General features: G+C 72.7%; 15 protein-coding genes. 11 read left to right on the forward strand and 4 right to left on the reverse strand.

Going from position 1 to position 19,874, the window contains the following annotated elements; all coding sequences use genetic code 11:
- Window positions 1–349 precede the first annotated feature (349 nt).
- Both panB and ACLQ23_RS30360 read right to left on the reverse strand, forming a co-directional pair.
- Window positions 350–1,195 carry a 3-methyl-2-oxobutanoate hydroxymethyltransferase gene (gene panB / locus ACLQ23_RS30355; RefSeq protein ID WP_425881467.1) on the reverse strand — a complete coding sequence of 282 codons (846 nt, stop codon included), beginning with the start codon at window positions 1,193–1,195 and terminating at the stop codon, window positions 350–352.
- A 159-nt stretch (window positions 1,196–1,354) separates the two neighbouring features.
- Window positions 1,355–3,112, reverse strand: a complete 1,758-nt coding sequence (locus ACLQ23_RS30360) for an NAD+ synthase (RefSeq protein WP_355632934.1) — start codon at window positions 3,110–3,112, stop codon at window positions 1,355–1,357.
- A gap of 241 nt (window positions 3,113–3,353) precedes the next feature.
- Here ACLQ23_RS30360 and glnA point away from each other — a divergent pair, with 241 nt between their 5' ends.
- The 5 genes from glnA (at window position 3,354) to ACLQ23_RS30385 (ending at window position 8,228) form a co-directional block, all read left to right on the forward strand.
- On the forward strand, window positions 3,354–4,703 hold the full coding sequence (glnA, locus tag ACLQ23_RS30365; protein WP_355597812.1) for a type I glutamate--ammonia ligase: 1,350 nt from the start codon (window positions 3,354–3,356) through the stop codon (window positions 4,701–4,703).
- A gap of 87 nt (window positions 4,704–4,790) precedes the next feature.
- Window positions 4,791–5,216, forward strand: a complete 426-nt coding sequence (locus ACLQ23_RS30370; RefSeq protein ID WP_053653223.1) for a DUF350 domain-containing protein — start codon at window positions 4,791–4,793, stop codon at window positions 5,214–5,216.
- Between the two features lie 31 nt (window positions 5,217–5,247).
- Complete coding sequence (locus tag ACLQ23_RS30375; protein ID WP_355597810.1) at window positions 5,248–5,940, forward strand: helix-turn-helix transcriptional regulator; 693 nt, start codon at window positions 5,248–5,250, stop codon at window positions 5,938–5,940.
- A gap of 93 nt (window positions 5,941–6,033) precedes the next feature.
- Window positions 6,034–6,405 carry a VOC family protein gene (locus tag ACLQ23_RS30380; RefSeq protein ID WP_355597808.1) on the forward strand — a complete coding sequence of 124 codons (372 nt, stop codon included), beginning with the start codon at window positions 6,034–6,036 and terminating at the stop codon, window positions 6,403–6,405.
- A gap of 461 nt (window positions 6,406–6,866) precedes the next feature.
- A complete protein-coding gene (locus ACLQ23_RS30385) occupies window positions 6,867–8,228 on the forward strand; it encodes a M28 family peptidase (protein WP_355597806.1) in 1,362 nt (453 codons plus the stop codon).
- A 323-nt stretch (window positions 8,229–8,551) separates the two neighbouring features.
- Here the strand turns inward: ACLQ23_RS30385 and ACLQ23_RS30390 are convergent, their stop codons facing one another.
- Window positions 8,552–9,082 carry a hypothetical protein gene (locus ACLQ23_RS30390; RefSeq protein WP_355597804.1) on the reverse strand — a complete coding sequence of 177 codons (531 nt, stop codon included), beginning with the start codon at window positions 9,080–9,082 and terminating at the stop codon, window positions 8,552–8,554.
- A gap of 179 nt (window positions 9,083–9,261) precedes the next feature.
- Here ACLQ23_RS30390 and ACLQ23_RS30395 point away from each other — a divergent pair, with 179 nt between their 5' ends.
- Complete coding sequence (locus ACLQ23_RS30395; RefSeq protein WP_355597802.1) at window positions 9,262–10,149, forward strand: virginiamycin B lyase family protein; 888 nt, start codon at window positions 9,262–9,264, stop codon at window positions 10,147–10,149.
- A gap of 137 nt (window positions 10,150–10,286) precedes the next feature.
- Here ACLQ23_RS30395 and ACLQ23_RS30400 read toward each other — a convergent pair whose 3' ends face one another.
- Complete coding sequence (locus tag ACLQ23_RS30400) at window positions 10,287–11,222, reverse strand: S66 peptidase family protein (protein WP_355632800.1); 936 nt, start codon at window positions 11,220–11,222, stop codon at window positions 10,287–10,289.
- 85 nt (window positions 11,223–11,307) lie between these two features.
- Between ACLQ23_RS30400 and ACLQ23_RS30405 the strand changes: the two genes are divergently transcribed.
- Genes ACLQ23_RS30405 through mptB (ACLQ23_RS30425) form a run of 5 tightly spaced genes read left to right on the forward strand, consistent with a single transcriptional unit; the run spans window position 11,308 to window position 19,727 of the window.
- Complete coding sequence (locus ACLQ23_RS30405) at window positions 11,308–12,075, forward strand: type 1 glutamine amidotransferase (protein WP_355597798.1); 768 nt, start codon at window positions 11,308–11,310, stop codon at window positions 12,073–12,075.
- On the forward strand, window positions 12,075–15,092 hold the full coding sequence (locus ACLQ23_RS30410; protein WP_355632797.1) for a bifunctional [glutamine synthetase] adenylyltransferase/[glutamine synthetase]-adenylyl-L-tyrosine phosphorylase: 3,018 nt from the start codon (window positions 12,075–12,077) through the stop codon (window positions 15,090–15,092). Before ACLQ23_RS30405 ends, ACLQ23_RS30410 begins: the two co-directional genes overlap by 1 nt.
- A complete protein-coding gene (locus ACLQ23_RS30415; protein WP_355597795.1) occupies window positions 15,085–16,725 on the forward strand; it encodes a hypothetical protein in 1,641 nt (546 codons plus the stop codon). Before ACLQ23_RS30410 ends, ACLQ23_RS30415 begins: the two co-directional genes overlap by 8 nt.
- Window positions 16,726–16,773: 48 nt before the next feature.
- Entirely contained in the window at window positions 16,774–18,174 is a 1,401-nt protein-coding gene (gene mptB / locus ACLQ23_RS30420) for a polyprenol phosphomannose-dependent alpha 1,6 mannosyltransferase MptB (RefSeq protein ID WP_355597794.1), read from the forward strand.
- A 14-nt stretch (window positions 18,175–18,188) separates the two neighbouring features.
- Window positions 18,189–19,727: a polyprenol phosphomannose-dependent alpha 1,6 mannosyltransferase MptB gene (gene mptB / locus ACLQ23_RS30425; RefSeq protein ID WP_355597792.1), complete on the forward strand. Its 1,539-nt coding sequence runs from the start codon at window positions 18,189–18,191 to the stop codon at window positions 19,725–19,727.
- The last annotated feature ends 147 nt before the right edge of the window (window positions 19,728–19,874 follow it).

Consider the following 19,874-nt stretch of genomic DNA (forward strand, 5'->3'; position numbering starts at 1 on the left):
GCAGGCGGCCACTGCGGCTTCGGCCTGCTCCAACGCGTCAATCACAACCAAAGTTTAGAACGCATGTACGACAATTTCAGTCGCCATGATCGATCCGCCGCCGCCGGCGGCGGATGGCGCGCTGGCGACGGCGGGACCGGCCGATGCCCGAGGACGTGAGCCGACGGTCCCACCGCCACTGTCAGTGCCGAATGCCCGTGCCAGCGCAAGCTGCCGTGCCTGCGCTGAATGCCCGTACCAGCGCAAGGTGCCACGCCTGGGCTGGCAGCCGCGCCCCGGCTAGGGCGCCGCGCCAGCGCAGAGCACCTCGGCTGAGCTGAATCGCTGCCGGGAGCTAGGCCGCGGAGAGCTAGAAGGTGTGTTCCGCTGCCGGGAACTCGCCGCCGCGGACCTCGTCGGCGAAGCGGCGGGTGGCTTCGGTCAAGGTGCCGGCCAGGTCGGCGTACCGCTTCACGAAGCGGGGGGCCTTGCCGGTACGCAGGCCGGCCATGTCCTGCCAGACCAGCACCTGGGCGTCGGTGTCCGGGCCGGCGCCGATGCCGACAGTGGGGATGGGCAGTTCGTGGGTGATCTGCTTGGCCACCTCGCCCGGCACCATCTCCAGTACCACCGCGAAGGCACCCGCCTCGGTGACCGCCCGCGCGTCGGCGAGCACCTCGTCGGCCGTGTCGCCTCGACCCTGCACCCGGTAGCCGCCCAGGGTGTGCTCGCTCTGCGGCGTGAAACCGATGTGCGCCATCACCGGAATGCCGGCGCCGACGATGGCGGCGATCTGCGCGGCGCAGCGGCGGCCACCTTCCAGCTTCACCGCGTGGCAGCCGCCCTCTTTCATGAACCGTACGGCGGTGCGCAGCGCCTGGGTCGGGCCTTCCTCGTACGAGCCGAAGGGCAGGTCACCGACGATCAGGGCCTGCCGGGTCGAGCGCACCACGGCCCGTACCAGGGGGAGCAGGTCGTCGGTGGTGACCGGCAGGGTGGTCTCGTAGCCGAACACGTTGTTCGCCGCCGAATCGCCGACGAGCAGCACCGGTACGCCGGCCTGGTCGAAGATCCCTGCGGTGTACTGGTCGTACGAGGTGAGCATCGGCCACCGTTCGCCGCGCTCCTTGGCGGCGATCAGGTCCCTGGTGCGGACCCTACGGGTGGCCAGGCCGCCGTACAGCGCGGTCACCTCGTTCGGAGTGGACTCCACCATCACTGTCTCCTTCCTCGAGGCCGCCTGCGCGGTCCCCGGGTTCCGTCGTGATCGTCGCACCGGCGGACGGGGTGACGGCAGGGCGCAGTGGAAGATTTCACTCCCGTACGGTGGCGGGGCGCCGGGTCGGGTCAGCGACCCGGCGCCCATCTGGACGGCTCAGCCGTCCTCGCGCCACCGGTTGGTGATGGGGAGCCGGCGATCCCTGCCGAACGCCTTCATCGAGATTTTCGCGCCGGGCGCGGACTGCCGTCGCTTGTACTCGGCGGTATCCACCAGCCGGAGCACCTTGTCCACCACCGCCGGGTCGTGGCCGGACTCGACAAGCCCGTCCCGGCCGAGGTCGCCGTCGACGTACCCGATGAGGATCGGGTCCAGTACGTCGTAGTCGGGCAGGCTGTCGCTGTCCAGTTGACCCGGGCTCAGCTCGGCGCTCGGCGGCTTGCCGATGGAGTTCTCCGGGATCGGGGCGGTCTCGCCCCGGCGGGCCGCGTCGGCGTTGCGCCACTTCGCCAGCCGCCAGACCAGCGTCTTCCAGACGTCCTTGATCGGGTTGAAGCCGCCGACCGAGTCGCCGTACAGGGTGGAGTAGCCGACGGCCAGCTCGCTCTTGTTGCCGGTGGTCAGCACCAGGTGGCCCTCCTGGTTCGACAGCGCCATCAGGATGACGCCGCGGACCCGGGCCTGGAGGTTCTCCACCGCGATACCGGACAGCGACAGGTTGGCCAGGAAGCTGTCCACCATGGGCTGGATCGGCTCGACGCGGTAGTCCAGACCGGTGCGCTTGGCAAGGTCGGCGGCGTCTTCGCGGGAGTGCTCGGAGGAGTGCTGGCTGGGCAGCGACACCCCCACCACACGGTCGGGGCCCAGCGCGTCGACGGCCAGGGCGGCCACCACCGCCGAGTCGATGCCGCCGGAGAGGCCGAGCACCACAGACGGGAAACCGTTCTTGTTGACGTAGTCACGCAGGCCCAGCACAAGCGCCTGCCACACCTCCGCCTCGTCGGCCACCGGCTCGATCAGCCCGCCGGAGGCGGCCGGACCGGCCGGTGCGGGCGGGATCGTCTCCACGGTGCTGTGCACGACCCGCATGTTGTCCGCGACGCTCTGGGTGCCCGGCGCCGTGGTGGCGGCCGGCAGTTCGACGTCGTGTACGAGCAGGTGCTCGACGAACTGCGGGGCACGGGTGAGCAGTTCGCCGTCGGCCGTGACGATCATCGAGTCGCCCTCGAAGACCAGCTCGTCCTGGCCGCCGATCATGTTGACGTACGCGACTGTGGCGCCCGCCTCGGCGGCCCGGCGCCGGACCAGCGGCAGCCGGACGTCGTCCTTGTTCAGCTCGTACGGCGAGCCGTTGATGTTGACCACGAGGCCGACGCCGGCCTGCCGGGCGGCGGCGAACGGCCCGCCGGCCTGCCACAGGTCCTCGCAGATGGTCAGCGCGGTGTCGACGCCGCCGATGCGCACCACCGTCAGTTCGTCGCCGGGGACGAAGTAGCGGTCCTCGTCGAAGACGCCGTAGTTGGGCAGGTGGTGCTTGAAGTAGCGGGCGACAACAGTGCCCCGGTGCAGCAGCGCGGCGGCGTTGCGGGCACCCCGGCCCGGCTCGGCGTCCCCGCTGACCTGCGGTGGGCCGTCGGCGTCGAGGTAGCCGACCACGACCGGCAGGTCACCGAGACCGTCGGCGGCGAGGTCCGCGGCGAGCCGCTCCAGGGCGGCGCGGGACGCGGCGATGAAGGAGCGCCGGAAGACGAGGTCCTCGACCGGGTATCCGGTAAGCATCATCTCCGGAAAGAGGACCAGCTGGGCGCCAGCGTCGGCGGCCCGGCGGGTCCAGCTGCGGACCAGGTCGGCGTTGCCGGAGAGGTCGCCGACTCTCGGGTTGACCTGGGACAGGGCGAGACGCAGGGTGGGCATGTGTTCATCTTGCCCCAGCTCCGCCCGGCCAATCCGTACCCTCGGACGAGATGGCGGCCACGCCACGGCGCACCCGGCGGCACCCGCGCCCGGCCGGCGTAGCTCGGCGGACGGGACACGAGGGGACGGGCGGCGGTGGTTCGCGTAACGTCTGCGTAACCAGGCCCGGGAACACTGGGCGGGCAGGTCGGGTGCAGCCCGACCAAGGCGGACAAAAAGAGTGTCGCGAGGGGTTGGGGAAGTGGACCGTCAGCAGGAGTTCGTCCTCCGCACGCTGGAAGAGCGGGACATCCGGTTCGTTCGGCTGTGGTTCACGGACGTGCTGGGCACGCTCAAGAGCGTCTCGGTGGCACCCGCGGAGCTGGAGTCCGCCTTCGAGGAGGGCATCGGCTTCGACGGCTCGGCGATCGAGGGCTTCGCCCGGGTCTTCGAGTCGGACATGGTTGCCATGCCCGATCCGACCACCTTCCAGGTCTTCCCGTTCGAGGGCGGGGTGAGCGGCGAGAGCGCGCGGATGTTCTGCGACATCCTGCTGCCCGACGGCGGCCCGTCCTGGGCCGACCCCCGGCACGTGCTGCGCCGGGCGCTGTCCAAGGCCGCCGAAAAGGGCTTCACCTTCTACACCCACCCGGAGATCGAGTTCTTCCTGCTGGAGAACGGTCCGCAGGACGGCTCGGTGCCCACCCCGGTGGACACCGGCGGCTACTTCGAGCACACCACCCACGCGGTGGCCCGCGACTTCCGCCGTCAGGGCGTGCTGGCGCTGGAGCGGATCGGCATCTCGGTGGAGTTCAGCCACCACGAGGTCGCCCCCGGCCAGCAGGAGATCGACCTGCGCTACGCCGACGCGCTCACCACCGCCGACAACATCATGACCTTCCGGCACGTGGTCAAGGAGGTGGCGCTCTCCACCGGAGTGCAGGCCAGCTTCATGCCGAAGCCGTTCACCGACCAGCCGGGCAGCGGCATGCACACCCACCTGTCGCTGTTCGAGGGCGAGCGCAACGCCTTCCACGACAGTGGCGACCCGATGAAGCTCTCCAAGGTGGCGAAGTCGTTCATCGCCGGCCTGCTGGTGCACGCCCGGGAGTACACGGCCGTCACCAACCAGTGGGTCAACTCCTACAAGCGGCTGTTCCCGCAGGCACTGCCGGACCGCATCACCGAGAGCCCGGCGTACGTCTGCTGGGGTCACCTGAACCGGTCCGCGCTGGTCCGGGTGCCCGCGTACGGCAAGCCCAACTCGGCCCGCGTCGAGGTCCGCTCACCGGACTCGGCGGCCAACCCGTACCTCGCCTTCGCGGTGCTGCTCGGCGCTGGCATGAAGGGCATCGAGGAGGGCTACGAGCTGCCGCCGGGCGCCGAGGACGACGTCTGGTCGCTGAGCAGCGCCGAGCGGCGTGCCATGGGCTACGAGGCGTTGCCGGAGAACCTCGCCGAGGCGATCGACGTGATGGCCGAGTCCGAACTGGTCGCCGAGGTGCTCGGGGAGCACGTCTTCGACTTCTTCCTGCGCAACAAGCGGGCCGAGTGGGAGCAGTACCGCCGCGAGGTCACCCCGTACGAGCGGCAGCGTTACCTGGCCCTGTAGAGCCGGCGCTGACGCGCTTGCATCCTGCCGCTATCGTCTCGATCACCGCGCCGGTACCCCTCCGGGCGGAGATTCGGGAGGCAGTCCGTGCTGGAGGATCTGTTCAGTGGCGCCTGGCAGAGCATCGTGTTCGGTGTCGTGGGCGTCGGGCTCATGGCGGCCGGATTCGGCCTGGTCGACCTGCTGACCCCCGGGCGACTGCGGGACCTGATCTGGGTCGACCGCAACGCCAACGCGGGGCTGCTGCTGGCCGCCAACCAGCTCGGCATCGCCGGGATCGTCTTCACGGCGATCCTGACCAGCTACAGCGACTTCGGTAAGGGGCTCGCCTCCACCGTGGTCTTCGGGCTGGTCGGGCTTGCCATCATGGCGTTGGCATTCGTGGTGCTCGACCTGCTCACCCCTGGCAAGCTCGGTGAGGTCATCTGCTCGCCCGAGCCGCACCCGGCCGCCCGGATCAGCGCCGCCACGCACTTCGGCGCCGCTCTGATCGTCTGCGCCTGCATCGCCTGAGGCTGTCGTACCCCGGATCTAGGTTCCGGGGGTGAACCGTACCGACCGCCTCTACGCCCTTGTCGAAGAGCTGCGCGCGATATCGCCGCGTCCGCGCAGCGCGCGCTGGCTGGCCCACCACTTCGAGGTCAGCACCCGCACCGTGGAGCGGGACATCACCGCGTTGCAGGGTGCCGGGGTGCCGATCTGGGCCGAGCCGGGCCGGGCCGGCGGCTACGTGGTCGACCGGGCGCGCACCCTGCCGCCGGTCAACCTGACGCCGGGCGAGGCGGTGGCAATGGCCGTCGCGCTGCACCGGCTGGGCGGCTCGCCGTTCGCCCCGGCCGCCGGCGTCGCGCTGCGCAAACTGGTAGCCGTGATGCCACCCGCCGCGGTTGCCGAGGCGCACCGGCTCGCCGGCCGGGTGCACCTGGTCGGTGGCGGGCCGGGCACCGCCGTCCCGGCCGCCGTGGCCGACGCGGTCGCCGCCGGGCGGGTGCTACGGCTGCGGTACGCCGACCGCGACGGCGCCGACTCGGCACGCGACGTGGAACCGCTCGGCTACCTGGGCAACGAGACGCACTGGTACCTGGTGGCCTGGTGCCGGCTGCGCGACGCTGTCCGCTGCTTCCGCACCGACCGGATCAGGTCCGTGCACCCGCTGGCCGAGTCGGTGACCCGGGAGTTGCGTCCCGGCGACCTCGACGTTCCTGTTGACCGGGTACGCCCGTTGAGCCTGGTCTGATCGTCTGCGAAACACCGACAGGACGCTGTCGCGGGCCGCGACGATGCTGCTTTTCCAAGCCGGCCGTCCGGGCCGGCGCAGCGAGGAGGCAGCATGTCCAGCACGCCCGTGACCTGGTTCGAGATCGGCTCCGACCGGCCGGACGAGGCGCAACGCTTCTACACCGACCTGTTCGGTTGGAGCTTCGAGGAGCAGGGCGGCCCGGGTGGGTCGTACCGGCAGACGACGGCCGGCGGTGAGCGGGGGATCGGCGGCGCGATCCGGGGCCTCGGTGGGGACGAGGCGAACTACGCGATCTTCTACGCCGAGGTGGCGGACGTGGCGGAGGCCTGCCGGCGGGCCGAGTCGGCAGGCGGCACGGTGCTCGTGGCGCCGGTGACAACGCCGAGCGGTCTGGTACGCGCCTGGCTGCGTGACCCGTCCGGCAACCGGTTCGGCGTCTTCACGCCACCGGCCGGCGGCTGACCTCGACGGAGGTGCGTTCGTCGTCGGCTTGGACGGCGACGAACGCACCCGAATCGGGTTGTCGCGTCGCGGTGTTCTGGGATGTCGACGCCCGCGTTGTGGGATGGCGCGGATATCGGGTCGCCGCACATCAGTGGAATTTGTCACCAGTCCTTTTCGGCGTGTCGGGCGTAAACGGCCCGCCAGAGGTGATCAAGGCGGGCAAATCGTCGAGGACTGCCCCTGCCAGGGAGTATGCGCTGGTCCGCCTGGTGGAACGGGGTGACTGCCTGCCCTCCGACGACCGTCCGAACAGATCTTGGAGGCCGGCCCGGAGGTGGATAGGTTCGACCTTCCTCGGGCCTGCTCAGTCAACCATCGAGCAGGCCCGGCAAAGTAAGGAGAAGCACATGACCAACGGCGGTCACCCCATTACCCCCGCTACTGATTCAGCGTCGTCATCCAATGTGAACCGGCGCCGCATGCTGACCATTGCTCTCGGTGGCGCCGCCACCGTGGCTCTTCCGGCCCCGGCCTGGGCGGCAAACGACAAGCGCCCCGGTGCCAGCCGGAAGCCGGCCCTCACGTCGGACGATCGCAAGATCATCGCTCAGGTCTCGGCCGAGCGGGCCGTGAAGCACCTGCGTTACCTCAGTGAGGACATCGGTCCGCGCATCGGCGGCACCTCCTCCGAGCGCCGCGCCGCCGACTATATCGCCAAGGAACTGGCCCACCACGGCTACCGCGTCGAGCTGGAGCCGTTCGCGGTGGCGGACAAGTTCCTCGCCCAGCTCTCCTCGCCGGCCGGACTGCCCACCGACCTGAACTGGCAGGCCGGCGCCTCGGCGCACGCCGCGCTGGACACCACGGTCAGCGGCGACGTGGTCGACGTGGGCGCGGGCGCACCCGAGAACTACCCCGCGAGCGTTTCCGGCCAGATCGTGCTGATCGACTACGTGGCGGCCCGGCGTGAGCAGTTGGTCGCCACCGCGCTGGCCCGTGGGGCGGCCGCCGTGGTGTTCCTGGCCGCCGACGGCGTGCCGCCGCGGCGCAGTGGGACGTTCACGCCGACCCTGCCGGGCTCGGCCAACTCGCCGGTGCCGATCCCGGTGGTCGGTGTCGCGCAGGCGCAGAAGGAACGGCTGCGTGCCCTCGTCGCCTCCGGGCGGCGGCTCACGCTCGTCATCTCCACCGCCGCGCACCGCAACCTGACGTCCCACAACGTCATCGCCGAGCGGGTCGGACGCGCCGGCGCCAACGGGCCGGTCGTGATGGTCAGCGCCCACTACGACACTGTCATCGGCGCTCCCGGCGCCAACGACGACGGCTCCGGCACGGTGCTCTGCCTCGAGCTGGCCCGTGTCATGAAGGCCATCCCGGTCAACGCCACTCTCCGCTTCGCCCTGTGGGGCTCGGAGGAGCAGGGGCTGATCGGCTCGCGTTACCACGTGCGGCAGCTGCCGCAGGCGGAGCGGGACCGGTTCCTCGCCGTGTACCAGAACGACATGGTCGCCACCAGCTGGGACCCGGCGACCCGGTACTGGCAGCTGTCCTTCGACGGGCAGGCCAACCGGGCCACCGACGAGGTGACGGCCGCGGGCCTGCGCCTCGGCTACGACCCGCGCATGTCGCCGGTGACGCAGCGCGGCTCCAGCGACCACCAGTCCTTCCAGGAGGTCGGCATCGCCAGCGCCAACTTCTCCTGGCGTGGCGAGGAGAGCCCGGCGCTGCTGGAGCCTCCGTACCACACGCCCGAGGACACCATCGCCAAGAACATCAGCCTTGAGCGGCTTCAGGTCTCGCTCGAGCTGATCGGCTGCGCCGCGTACGCGACCGCTCGCTGAGGACTGTCCCGCCCTCTGTGACAGCGTTGGTGCCACGGGCGGTGGGACAGCGCGACGGGCGCCGCATCCGGGTACGTCCCGGGTGCGGCGCCCGTTCGTGTGTGCGGCTCTCCGGCGTTCGCGCAGCGAGCGGGGGCAGCACAACGCCTTGATCGACTCGGCTTCCTGGAAACCGGGGTGTCCCGGCGTGCTTGATGCCCCGGTTTCCAGGAAGCCGCGTTCGTTGCCGTCACAACAGCCACGAACCGTGGGGGAGCGGTGGGGGTGGTGGCCCGCCGGTGCCGTCCGGGAGGAGGCGCGGTCGGCACCGGCGGGGCCACCGGTCACTTGCCGGTCTGGCCGGACTCGTCGTCCTGAGTGGGCTCGCCCTTCGGGGCGTCCTGGCCGGGCTTGCCGTCCTGGCCGGGCTTGCCGTGCGGGCCGCCCTTACCGTGCGGGCCACCCTTGCCTGGGAACACGCCTGCCTCGGCGGCCTTGAGCACCGCGTCGGCCTGCTCCTGGGTCAGCTTGCCGTCCTCGACGGCCTGGTCCAGCCGCTCCTTCAGGGCGTCCTGCCGGTCCTGCGTCGACGGCCGCTCCGGCCTGTCGCCCTGCCGCTGCTCGTGCAGCTTCTCCAGCGCAGCGGTGACCTTGTCGGTCGACACGCCCAGCTCCTTGGCGAGCGCCTCGGCGAACTCGGCCTGCCGGTCGGCGTGCCGCTGCTGGCGGTCGCCGCCCTGGTCGGTGGTGCTGGCGCTCGGGGACGGGGTCTTGTCGTCGGCGAGAGCCACCGTCGGGGCGGCGATCCCGACGCCGAGCACCCCAGCGGCGGCGACGCCGGCAAGCAGGTGCTTCTTCGACATCTTGCGGATCATGCGAATCTCCTATCGGTGGTGATGCGATGACGTCACCGACAGTGACCGCCGGAGCTGGGCGCAACCCATGTCGAACCTGTCAGCGGGCTGGCAATCCGGGGGAAAGGGCCGGCTTTATTCGGGTTGCGTCACACCGGGGCGGCCGAAAGGCTGGGCGAAACCCGACGAAAGGGCATCGCATGACACAGACAGTCATCCGCGAGGTCGCGCTCACCGGGCCAGGCTCCGGCCCGTACTCGATCACTGTTGGTCCCGACGGCGCGCTCTGGCTGACGCTTGCCGGCTCCGGCGGCGTCGCCAGGCTCGGCCTCGACGGTGAGGTACGGACCTACCGCGCCGACCCGCCGGACAGCCGCCCTCTGATAATCGTCGCCGGCCCGGACGACGCGCTCTGGTACACCCGCTCGGGCGACGACCGGCTCGGCCGGATCACCGTCGACGGCAAGGTCGACTCGGTGGCGTTGCCGCCCGGCTGTGGGCCCTGCGGCCTGGCCGCCGGTGCGGACGGGGCCCTCTGGTACGCCGGCATGGCCGACGACACTGTCGGTCGGGTGACAGTCGACGGGATGGTCACCACGTATCCGCTGCCGGTCGCCAAGGGCTTCCCGTCGATGCTTGCCGCCGGCCCGGACGACGCGCTCTGGCTCACTCTCAACCAGGGCAACGCCATCGCCCGGGTGGATCTCGACGGTGCGGTGACTGTGCACCCGCTGCCCACCGAGGCCGCCGGGCCGGTCGGCATCACGGCCGGCGGCGACGGCGCGCTCTGGTTCGTCGAGATCGTCGCCGGGCAACTCGGCCGGATCACGCCCGACGGTCGGATCGACGAGTTCCCACTACCGGACCGCGCGGCACGCCCACACGCGATCGTCGCCGACCCGGGAGGCGGCTGCTGGTTCACCGAGTGGGGCGCCAACCGGATCGGCCACATCGACCCCGACGGCCGGATAACCGGCCACGACCTGCCGACCCCCGCCGCAGAACCCCACGGCCTAACGATCACCCCCGACGGCGCAGTCTGGGCCGCCCTAGAAATCGGCGCCGTAGCCCACCTACCCCCCACCTAATCCCCGCCCTGCCCCGCCCCGCCCCCGCCCTCCCGCCCCCACCCGCAGCGTGATCATGAGGTTGACGGGGGTTCGGACGCCCGCAAGCCCCGCCAACCTCATGATCAACAAGGTGGGTGGGGGTGGGGGGAGGGCGGTCAGGTTACTGCGGGGGTGACCGTTAGGGTGCCGGCGTCGGTGTTCAGGTGGGCCTCGGTGCCTACTGGGACTGTCAGCTGGCCGGGGCCGTGGCCGATCGGCAGGCCGCCGAGCACCGGTACGCCGAGGTCGCCGAGACGTTCGCCGAGCACGTCGGTGACAGTGGTGTCCCAGCCGTCGGCGCAGTCGGTGAACTGCCCCACCGCCACCCCCGCCAGCCCGTCGAGGGCACCCGCCCGGCGCAGTTGGGTGAGCATCCGGTCGACCTTGTACGGGGGTTCCTGGACGTCCTCGATGAGCAGCACCGCCCCGGTCAGGTCGGGCAGGTCCGGGGTGCCGACCGACGCGACGATCATGCACAGGTTGCCGCCGAGCAGGGTGCCGGTGGCCCGGCCCGCGACACGTACGCCGAAGGTGTCCTCTTCCGGCACCGCGGTGACCGTCACCGGTTCGGTGGTCATCAGCGCGGCGTGCAACGACTCGGCCGACCGCAGCGGGGTGCGCTCGTCCCGCCAGGCGGCGCCCGGGCCGTGTACGCCTGCCAGCCGGGCGCCCCGCCACAGCGCGAGTTGCAACGCGGTGATGTCGGAGAAGCCGGCCACCACCTTCGGGTCGCGGCGGACGGCGGCCATGTCGAGGGCGTCCACGATCCGCTGCGCGCCGTACCCGCCACGGGTGCAGATGACCCCGCGCACCCGCGGGTCGGTGAACGCCTCGTTCAGGTCGGCGGCGCGCAGCTCGTCGGTGCCGGCCAGGTAACCGTGCCGGGCGTACGCGTTGGACCCCAGCACCGGCCGCAACCCCCAACCGGTGAGCAGCTCCACCCCACGCGCCACCCGCTCCGGCGAGGTCGGCCCGGACGGCGACACAAGCGCCACAGTGTCGCCGGGGCGCAGCACGGGCGGGCGGACCGCAGCGGTGTCCTCGCTGATCACAACCGCAGAGCCTAACGAGCCGCAACGACGGCGCGTGCCCGTGCCGGGGAGTGGCACCACGAAGCGCACCGGCTAGCCTCGACGGGTGGCAACCGCGCTGGTTATCGAGAACGACCCGACGGACGACGCGCGCCGGCTGGGTGAGTGGCTGACCGAGGCAGGGCTGGAACTGGAGGTGGTCCGCCCGCACGCCGGTGACGAGCTTCCCGCCGACCTTGAGGGGTACGCGGCGCTCGTGGTGCTCGGCGGCGACCAGCAGGCGTACCCGCTTGCGGACGGCTCGCCCGGCGCACACTGGTTTCCCGCGGTGGAGGGCCTGCTGCGCAAGGCGGTCCGCTACCGGGTACCCACCCTGGCCGTCTGCCTGGGCGCGCAGCTGCTCGCCACCGCGCACGCAGGCCTTGTCGAACGGAGCCCGTCCGGGCCGGAGATCGGCCCCGGCGTGGTCGGCCGGCGCGACGCCGCCGAGGGTGACCCGCTGTTCCGGTACGTCCCGCTGATCCCGGACGTCCTCCAGTGGCACTCCGACGAGATCACCGAGCTGCCCCGGGGCGCCACCCTGCTGGCGGCGTCCACCCGCTACCCGCATCAGGCGTTCCGGCTCGGTGACCGGGCCTGGGGCCTCCAGTTCCACATCGAATGCGACACCGCGATGATCGCCGACTGGGCGGCCGACTCGGCCCTGCTCGCCGAACTGGGCTACGACCCGGAGCTGGTGGTGGCGGCCTGCGACGCGGTGATGGTCGACGTCGAGGAGGTCTGGCAGCCGTTCGCCGCCCGGTTCGCCGCGCTGGCCCTCGGCGAGCTGGACGACAGCACGACGCGGCGCGGCCTGCCGCTGCTCGGGCACTGATGAGCCGGCCGACCAGGACGCCGGGCCGGCTCGCGCGCTACGGCTTCGGCACCGCCGAGGGCGACGGCGGGGCACGCGCCGCCGACCTGCTCGGCCCGGACGGGCTGCGCCTGTGGCTGCCGGTCGAGCAGGAGCCTGTCGACGAGCGGGCCGGTGAACTGCTCGCCGCGCTGTCCCGGGCCGCCGACCCGGATCTGGCGCTGCGCCAACTGCACCGCATCGTGGAGGCCGAAGGCCGCACCACCGACGGCACCGAGTCGCCGCTCCTCGCCGAGCTGCACACCGACCCCGGGCTGCGGCGACGGCTGATCGCGGTGCTCGGCGCATCGTCGGCGCTCGGCGACCACCTGGTGGCCCATCCCGAGCACTCCGCGACGCTGCGGACCGCTCCGGACGGGCTCGCGCCGCTGGCCGAGGGCCGGCTGGAGCCGACCGACGGCGGCAATGCCGTGGCGGCGCTGCGGACCGCGTACCGGCTGGCTCTGCTGCGGATCGCGGCGGCCGACCTGACCGGCGGGCGGGCCCTGGAACAAACGATGGCGGCGCTGTCCGGGCTCGCCGACGCGACGCTCACCGCGGCGTACGAGATCGCCGTCGCGGAGCTGGCGGACGGCACCGAACGGCCCCGCCTCGCGGTGGTGGCGATGGGCAAGTGCGGTGGCGGCGAGCTGAACTACGTCTCCGACGTGGACGTCATCTTCGTGGCCGCCGAGGACGCCGACCTGTCCGCCGCGACACTTGTGGCGACCCGGCTGATCCAAATCTGTGGGCTTGTCGCCTGGCCGGTGGACGCCGCGCTGCGCCCCGAGGGCAACCGTGGCCCGTTGGTGCGTACCCTCGCGAGTCACCTGGCCTACTACCGGCGGTGGGCGCGCACCTGGGAGTTCCAGGCGCTGCTCAAGGCCCGCCCGGCCGCCGGTGACCTGCCGCTGGCCCAGGAGTGGATCGACCAGCTCGCGCCGCTGGTGTGGCGGGCGGCCGAGCGCCCCGAGGCGGTCGAGGACGTCCGCGCGATGCGCCGCCGGATCATCGACCACATCCCGCCGAAGGAGCTGGAACGCGAGATCAAGCGTGGCCCGGGCGGGCTGCGCGACATCGAGTTCGCCGTCCAGTTGCTGCAACTCGTGCACGGTCGCGGCGACGAGACGCTGCGGGCGCCCGGCACCATCCCGGCGCTGCGCGCGCTCGTCGCCGGTGGCTACGTCGGCCGGGCCGACGGCGAGGCGCTGCTGCGCGGCTACCGCTTCCTGCGCAGCGTCGAGCACCGCCTCCAGTTGCAGGCCCTGCGCCGTACCCACACCGTGCCCACCGAGCCGGGCGCGCTGCGCTGGCTCGCCGCCGCGCTGGGCTTCACGGCCACGCCGGGGCGCAGCGCCGTGGAGAGCTTCCGGGCCGAGTGGGTCACCCACGCCGCCGAGGTACGCCGGCTGCACGCCAAACTGCTCTACCGGCCGCTGCTGGAGTCGGTGGCCCGGGTGCCGGCCGACGGGCTGCGGCTCACCCCGGAGGCGGCCAGGAACCGGCTGGAGATCCTCGGCTTCGCCGACCCGGCCGGGGCATTGCGTCACCTCCAGGCGCTCACCGGCGGGGTGAGCCGTACGGCCGCCATCCAGCGGACCCTGCTGCCGGTGCTGCTCAGCGAGTTCGCCGACGCGCCGGAACCCGACCGGGGTCTGCTCAACTACCGCAAGGTCTCCGACAAGCTGGGCAGCACCCCCTGGTATCTGCGGCTGCTGCGCGACGGCGGCCCGGTCGCCAGGCGGCTCGCCCGGGTCCTGTCCGTGTCCCGGTACGCCGCCGACCTGCTCGCCCGCGACCCGGAGGCGCTGCGGCTGCTGGCCGAGGAGAACGAGCTGACGCCCCGCTCCCGCGAGGTCGTCCGGGAAGGATTCCTCGCGGCCGCCGCCCGGCACAGCGACCCGGTCGAGGCGACCCGCGCGGTACGGGCGCTGCGACGGCGGGAGCTGGTCCGGGTGGCCTGCGCCGACGTGCTCAGCCGGGCCGGCGCGCTCGCACCCAGCCCCACCCGCCCGGACGGCGCGAAACGCCCACCACCCGGGCTCGCCGACATCACCGAGGTCGGCACGGCGCTCTCCGACGTCACCGACGCCACCCTCGCCGCCGCGCTGCGTGCCGCCCGGGCCAGCCAGCCGGCACCGGAAGGGCTGCGGTTCGCCGTGATCGGCATGGGACGGCTCGGCGGGTACGAGTCGAACTACCTCTCCGACGCCGACGTGCTCTTCGTCTACGACCAACCAGCAGGCACCGGCGAGGCAGCCGCCAGAACCGCCGCGCAGGCGATCGCCGAGGAACTGCGCCGGCTGCTCGGCGTACCCGCACCCGACCCGCCGCTGGGTGTCGACGCCGACCTGCGCCCGGAGGGCCGGCAGGGCCCACTGGTCCGCAGCCTCGCCGCGTACGCCCAGTACTACGCCCGCTGGTCGCGTGTGTGGGAGGCGCAGGCACTGCTGCGCGCCCGGTTCGTGTGCGGCGACGCCGACCTGGGTGCCGATTTCGAGACGATGATCGACCCGGTGCGGTACCCGGCCGGCGGGCTCACCCGCGAACAGATCGTCGAGATCCGCCGGATCAAGGCCCGCGTGGAGAACGAGCGGCTGCCCCGGGGCGCCGACCCGGCCACCCACACGAAGCTGGGGCGCGGCGCGCTCGCCGACGTGGAGTGGGCGGTGCAGCTCGTCCAGCTCCGGCACGCCGGCGACGTACCGGCGCTGCGCGGCACGCGTACCCTCGACGCCCTCGCGGCGGCCGAGCGGGCCGGCCTGATCGACCCGGCGGACGCCGCCGAGATGGCCGCCGGGTGGTCCCTTGCCGCGCAGGTCCGCAACGCGCTGATGCTGGTCCGGGGCCGGGCCGGCGACCAGCTGCCCCGGCACGGGGTGGAGTTGGCCGGGGTGGTGCGGCTGCTCGGCCGCGACGACCCGGGGGAGTTCCTCGACGAGTACCTGCGGGTCGGCCGCCGCTCCCGCGCCGCCACCGAACGGGTCCTCAATGCCTGATGCGGTGACCCGCCCCGCCGGGCAGCGCACCGGAAACGACCGCTCACCGCACGCGGTCTGGGCGCTGGTCACCGGGGCAGCGGTGGCGCTCGCCGCCGCGTTCCTCGTCGCGCCACGGATGGGCACCGACCTCGCCGCCCAGGTGGCGCGTGCCGAGTTCGCCGACAGCTACGGTGGCGCGCCGCTGGACCTCGGCTGGTACGGCGGCGTCAACCAGTACGGGTACAGCCTGTTCACGGCCAGGTTGGGCGCACTTGTCGGGATGCGGCCGCTGGGGGCGATCGCCGCTGTGCTCGGCGCGGCGGCGCTGGGCTGGCTGTTCATCCGGAACCGGGCGCGGCGGCCACTGCTGGCCGGCCTCCTGGGTGCCGTGGTGCTTGTCGGCAACCTGGCGAGCGGTCGGATCACCTTCGCCGTCGGGTTGGCGTTCGGGCTGCTGGCGCTCTGCGCGGTGAGCGCGGACCGCCCACCCCGTCCGGTTCGGCTGGCGCTCGCCGCCGCCTGCGCCGCCCTTGCCACGGCGGCGAGCCCTGTCGCCGGCCTGTTCACCGGGCTGGCGGGCGCGGCGTTGCTGCTTGTCGCAGTGCGTCGCGGGGACGGTCCGGGGCGCCCACTGCCGGGTGGTTGGCGGGTGGAGCGACCCCTCGCCGAAGGGCTCGTCCTGGCTGTCGCGCCCGCTGTCACCCTGGCACCGATCGCGGTCCTCTTCGGCAACGGAGGCACCCAGCCGTACTCGGCCGAGTCGATGCGGATAAACGTGGCGCTCGCCGTGCTGGTGGCCGTGGTGCTGCCGCGCCGACGTCGGGTGTTGCGCGTCGGCGCGTTGCTCACAGTGCTGCTCCTGGTCGGGGCCTACTACGTGCCCAGCCCGATCGGTTCCAACGCGCTGCGCCTGCCGATGCTCTTCGCGCTGCCCGTGCTTGCCGGCTACGCGGCGCTGCCGGGGCCGTGGCTGGCCGGGCTGCTCGCCGCGACGGTCTGGTGGCAGTCGCCGGTGATGACAAGCGACGTCACCCGGGCCGGCTCCCCGGAGAGCGCCCCGGCGTTCTACCGGCCGCTCGTCGACGAACTGGAACGGCGGCAGCCCATCGGGCGGGTCGAGGTGGTGCCGCTGCGCGACCACTGGGAGTCCGCGTACGTGCCGCCGACAGTGCCGCTGGCCCGGGGCTGGGAACGCCAGGTGGACAGCGATCGCAACGCGCTGTTCTACGACGGCACCCTGAACGCTGCCACCTACGAGCAGTGGCTCCGCGACGAGGCGGTGACCTACGTGGCGCTCGCCCCGGACGCCCCCGCCGACCGGTGGGGGCGCGACGAGGCCACGCTGATCCGCACCGGTCTGCCGTACCTGCGGGAGGTCTGGAGCGATTCGACCTGGCGCATGTACGCCGTGGTCGATCCGACGCCGCTGGTCGGAGCGCCGGGCCAGCTCGTCACCGCCGACCGGGGCGCGGTCCGGCTCACCGCAGCGCCCGGCGACGTGCAGGTACGGGTGCGGTGGTCCCGCTGGCTGTCGCTTACCGGCCCGGACGGCTGCGTGCGGCCCGGGGCGGACGGGTGGACCGAGGTGCACGTCCGCGCCCCCGGCGACTACACGATCTCCAGCAGCCTCACGCCGGCGGGCCACTGCTGACGGTGCCTGCCGTCGGCCACCTACCCGGGTGCTGGCAGCATGTCGGACGTGCCTTCCCACCTCGCGCGCTGGACCGGCCTGGCCGGCGCGATGCTGCTCGCGCTGTCCGCGTTCCTCGGCGGCGCGTTTCCCAGCGGCCCCCTGCGCAGCACCCCGGTCAGCATCTGGCAGGGCACCAACGGCCCGCTGATCCTGGCCGCCTGGCTGGTCGGCACCGGCCTCATGGCGTACGCCTGGTGGGCTCTGCGTGACGGTGGGCCATCGACCCGCTGGGCTCTGGTCACCGTGGGGCTGTGGATGCTGCCGCTGCTCGTCGCACCGCCCTTCGGCAGCCGGGACGTGTACGCGTACACCTGCCAGGGCGCCAGCTTCGCCGGCGGCATCAGCCCGTACGAGCAGGGTGTCTCCGCGCTGCCCTGCCCCTGGTTGGAGACGGTTTCCCCGATCTGGCGGGACACCCCGGCGCCGTACGGACCGCTGTTCGTGCTCATCGCGGGCGCAGTGGTCAAGGCCACCGGTTCGCTTACCGCCAGCATCGTGCTGTTCCGGGCGCTGTCGCTTGTCGGCGTGGTGCTGAGCGCGTGGGCGCTTCCGGTGCTGGCGCGTCGGGCCGGTTTGCCGGCCAAGCGGGCCGTGTGGCTGGCGCTGGGCTCCCCGCTGGTCGCCGCGCACCTGATCGGTGGCCCACACAACGACGTGTTGATGCTCGCCGCGCTTGTCGGTGGGCTCGCAGTGGTGGCGTCGCACCAGGGCCGGCCCGGAATGCTGCTGGTCGGCGGCCTACTGCTCGGCATCGCTGTGGCGATCAAGAGCACCGCCGTGGTGGTGGTGCCGTTCGCCGCGCTGGCGGCCACCGCCGGCCCGTACCGGATCCGCACGCTGATCCGCGACGGCGGCTGGGTGGTCGGCGGGGCGGTCGCCGCCGTCGTGGGAGTGACAGTCGCGGGCGGGTTGGACTTCGGCTGGGTCGGCGGGCTGTCCCAGGGCGGTGCCGCCATCGCCTGGACGTCCCCGCCGACTGCCGTCGGGCAGACCATCGGCTACATCGCGGCACTGTTCGGCGGCCACGTCGACGCGCTGCCGGTGACCCGCGGGATCGCCGTCGTGCTGCTGGCCGTACTCCTCGTCTGGCTCTGGTGGCGGGCACGAACCCGCGACCCGCTGTTCTACGCCGGTCTCGCGCTTGCTGTCACTGTCGCGCTCTCGCCGGTGGTGCATCCCTGGTACTGGACGTGGCCGCTGTTCGTGCTGGCGGCCACCGCCCGCCGCACCGGCTGGTTCGTCGTGGTCGCGCTCGTCGCGTCGTTCCTGGTGCTGCCCAACGGCACCGGGCTGCCCCGGTTCACCAAGACGGTCGGTGCGCCACTGATGACGCTGTTGGTGATCGTGGTGGTCGTCTGGTTGGTACGGTCGGCTCGGGCGGCCCGGCAGCCGGTCGCCACCGACTGAGGGAAGGTGCGCCGGTGACCGCTCCCGGCGCACCCGACCGGCCTGCCTCGCCGCGCCCCGGTCCGCCGCTTGCTGTTTCGTCGGGGGCGGCTACAGCGGCGCGCTACGGCGGGCTGGCCGGCGCCGTTCTGCTCGCCGTGGCCGGGTATCTCGGCGGGGCGCTGCCCGACTCCCCGCTCGGCGCCACGCCAGCGTCGATCTGGCGGGCCCCGGGCGGCCCCGCCACGCTGATCTGCTGGCTCGTCGGCACCGCGCTGCTGGTCGGCGCATGGTGGTCGTTGCGCTCGGGCGCGCCGTCGACCCGCTGGGCGTACGTCACCGCCGGGCTGTGGGCACTGCCTCTGCTCGTCGCGCCGCCGCTGGGCAGCCGGGACGTCTACTCGTACGCCTGCCAGGGCTGGACGTACGCGCACGGCGTCGACCCGTACACAGTCGGGGTGGCGGCGGCGGGTTGCCCGTGGGTGGACACGGTGGCGCCGATCTGGCGGGACACCCCCGCGCCGTACGGGCCGGTGTTCGTGCTGCTCGCGGCGCTCGCGGTCGCCCTCGGCAGTGGGCTCACCGGCACTGTCGTGCTGCTACGCGTGATCGCCGTGGCGGGGCTGCTGCTCGCCGCGTTCTGCCTGCCCGGGTTGGCGCGCGCAGTCGGGGTGCCGACCCGGCGGGCGGCCTGGCTGGCGCTGGCCGGGCCGCTGGTCGGCGTACACCTGGTGGCCGGCGCGCACAACGACGCGATGATGCTCGGGCTGCTGCTGTGCGGGCTGCTGGTGGTGGTCCGTCGACCCGGCCTGCCGTCGGCGCTGCTGCTCGCCGGGGTGCTGCTCGGGCTTGCCGTGACAGTGAAGGCAAGCGCCGTGGTGGTCGTGCCGTTCGCCGTACTGGCCGGCGTGCACGGCCGGTACACAGTGCGGGCGCTGCTGCGCGGCGGTGGCTGGCTGGCCGGAGGGCTGCTCGCCGCGCTGCTGGTCGCCTCGGCGCTGTCCGGCCTCGGGTTCGGCTGGGTGGGCGGCCTGACCCACAGCGGGGACTCCGAGCAGTGGACGTCGCCACCCACAGCCGTCGGCCTGGTCGTGGACTACGCGGGCGCACTTGTCGGCCGGGACCCGCAGGCGGTGCCGGTGGCCCGGGCGGTCGCGTTGCTGCTGCTCGCCGGGGTCCTCGTGGTGTTGTGGTGGCGGGGCTGGCAGGCGCTGCGCGCGTTGAACGACGTACGGCGGCGGGTGACAGGCATCGACGCGGCCCGCCCCCGGGTGGCGCTGCGCGGTGCGGCGCTGGCCCTGGTCGCCACCGTGGTGCTGTCCCCGGTCTTCCACCCCTGGTACGCGACCTGGCCGCTGGCGCTGCTCGCGCTCACCGCAACTCGGACGACGTGGTTCGTGGTGCCGGCCTCGGTGGCGGCGTTCCTGGCCCTGCCGGACGGCACCAACCTGGCCCGCTTCACAAAGGCCCCTGGCGCGCTGGCGATGACGGCGCTGCTCGTGGTGATGCTCGTCCTGTGCGTTAGCCCCGGGACACGCGCGCGCCGCCAGGATCGTGCAACATCCTGGATGTAGTGGTGTCCCGCGATGCCGAGGCCACTACATCCAGGATCGAGCACGATCTGGGCGTGGGCGTGGGGGCGTTGCAAACGGCCGGGGCGGGGGCGCCACGTGCGGGGCCGGCCCCGCCGCGGGGGGTACAGGGGGCTGTAAAAAAACACC

Origin of the sequence: Micromonospora sp. DT41, assembly GCF_049841715.1 — a bacterium.
Taxonomy (GTDB): domain Bacteria; phylum Actinomycetota; class Actinomycetes; order Mycobacteriales; family Micromonosporaceae; genus Micromonospora; species Micromonospora profundi.

Bases quoted from the DNA above. Each gene is read 5' to 3' on its own strand.
- ACLQ23_RS30390 (WP_355597804.1), bottom strand. From the start codon at position 9,082: ATGATCCGCAAGATGTCGAAGAAGCACCTGCTTGCCGGCGTCGCCGCC.
- ACLQ23_RS30360 (WP_355632934.1), bottom strand. From the start codon at position 3,112: ATGCCCACCCTGCGTCTCGCCCTGTCCCAGGTCAACCCGAGAGTCGGC.
- ACLQ23_RS30410 (WP_355632797.1), top strand. From the start codon at position 12,075: ATGAGCCGGCCGACCAGGACGCCGGGCCGGCTCGCGCGCTACGGCTTC.
- ACLQ23_RS30395 (WP_355597802.1), top strand. From the start codon at position 9,262: ATGACACAGACAGTCATCCGCGAGGTCGCGCTCACCGGGCCAGGCTCC.
- ACLQ23_RS30385 (WP_355597806.1), top strand. From the start codon at position 6,867: ATGCTGACCATTGCTCTCGGTGGCGCCGCCACCGTGGCTCTTCCGGCC.
- ACLQ23_RS30415 (WP_355597795.1), top strand. From the start codon at position 15,085: ATGCCTGATGCGGTGACCCGCCCCGCCGGGCAGCGCACCGGAAACGAC.
- ACLQ23_RS30380 (WP_355597808.1), top strand. From the start codon at position 6,034: ATGTCCAGCACGCCCGTGACCTGGTTCGAGATCGGCTCCGACCGGCCG.
- panB (WP_425881467.1), bottom strand. From the start codon at position 1,195: ATGGTGGAGTCCACTCCGAACGAGGTGACCGCGCTGTACGGCGGCCTG.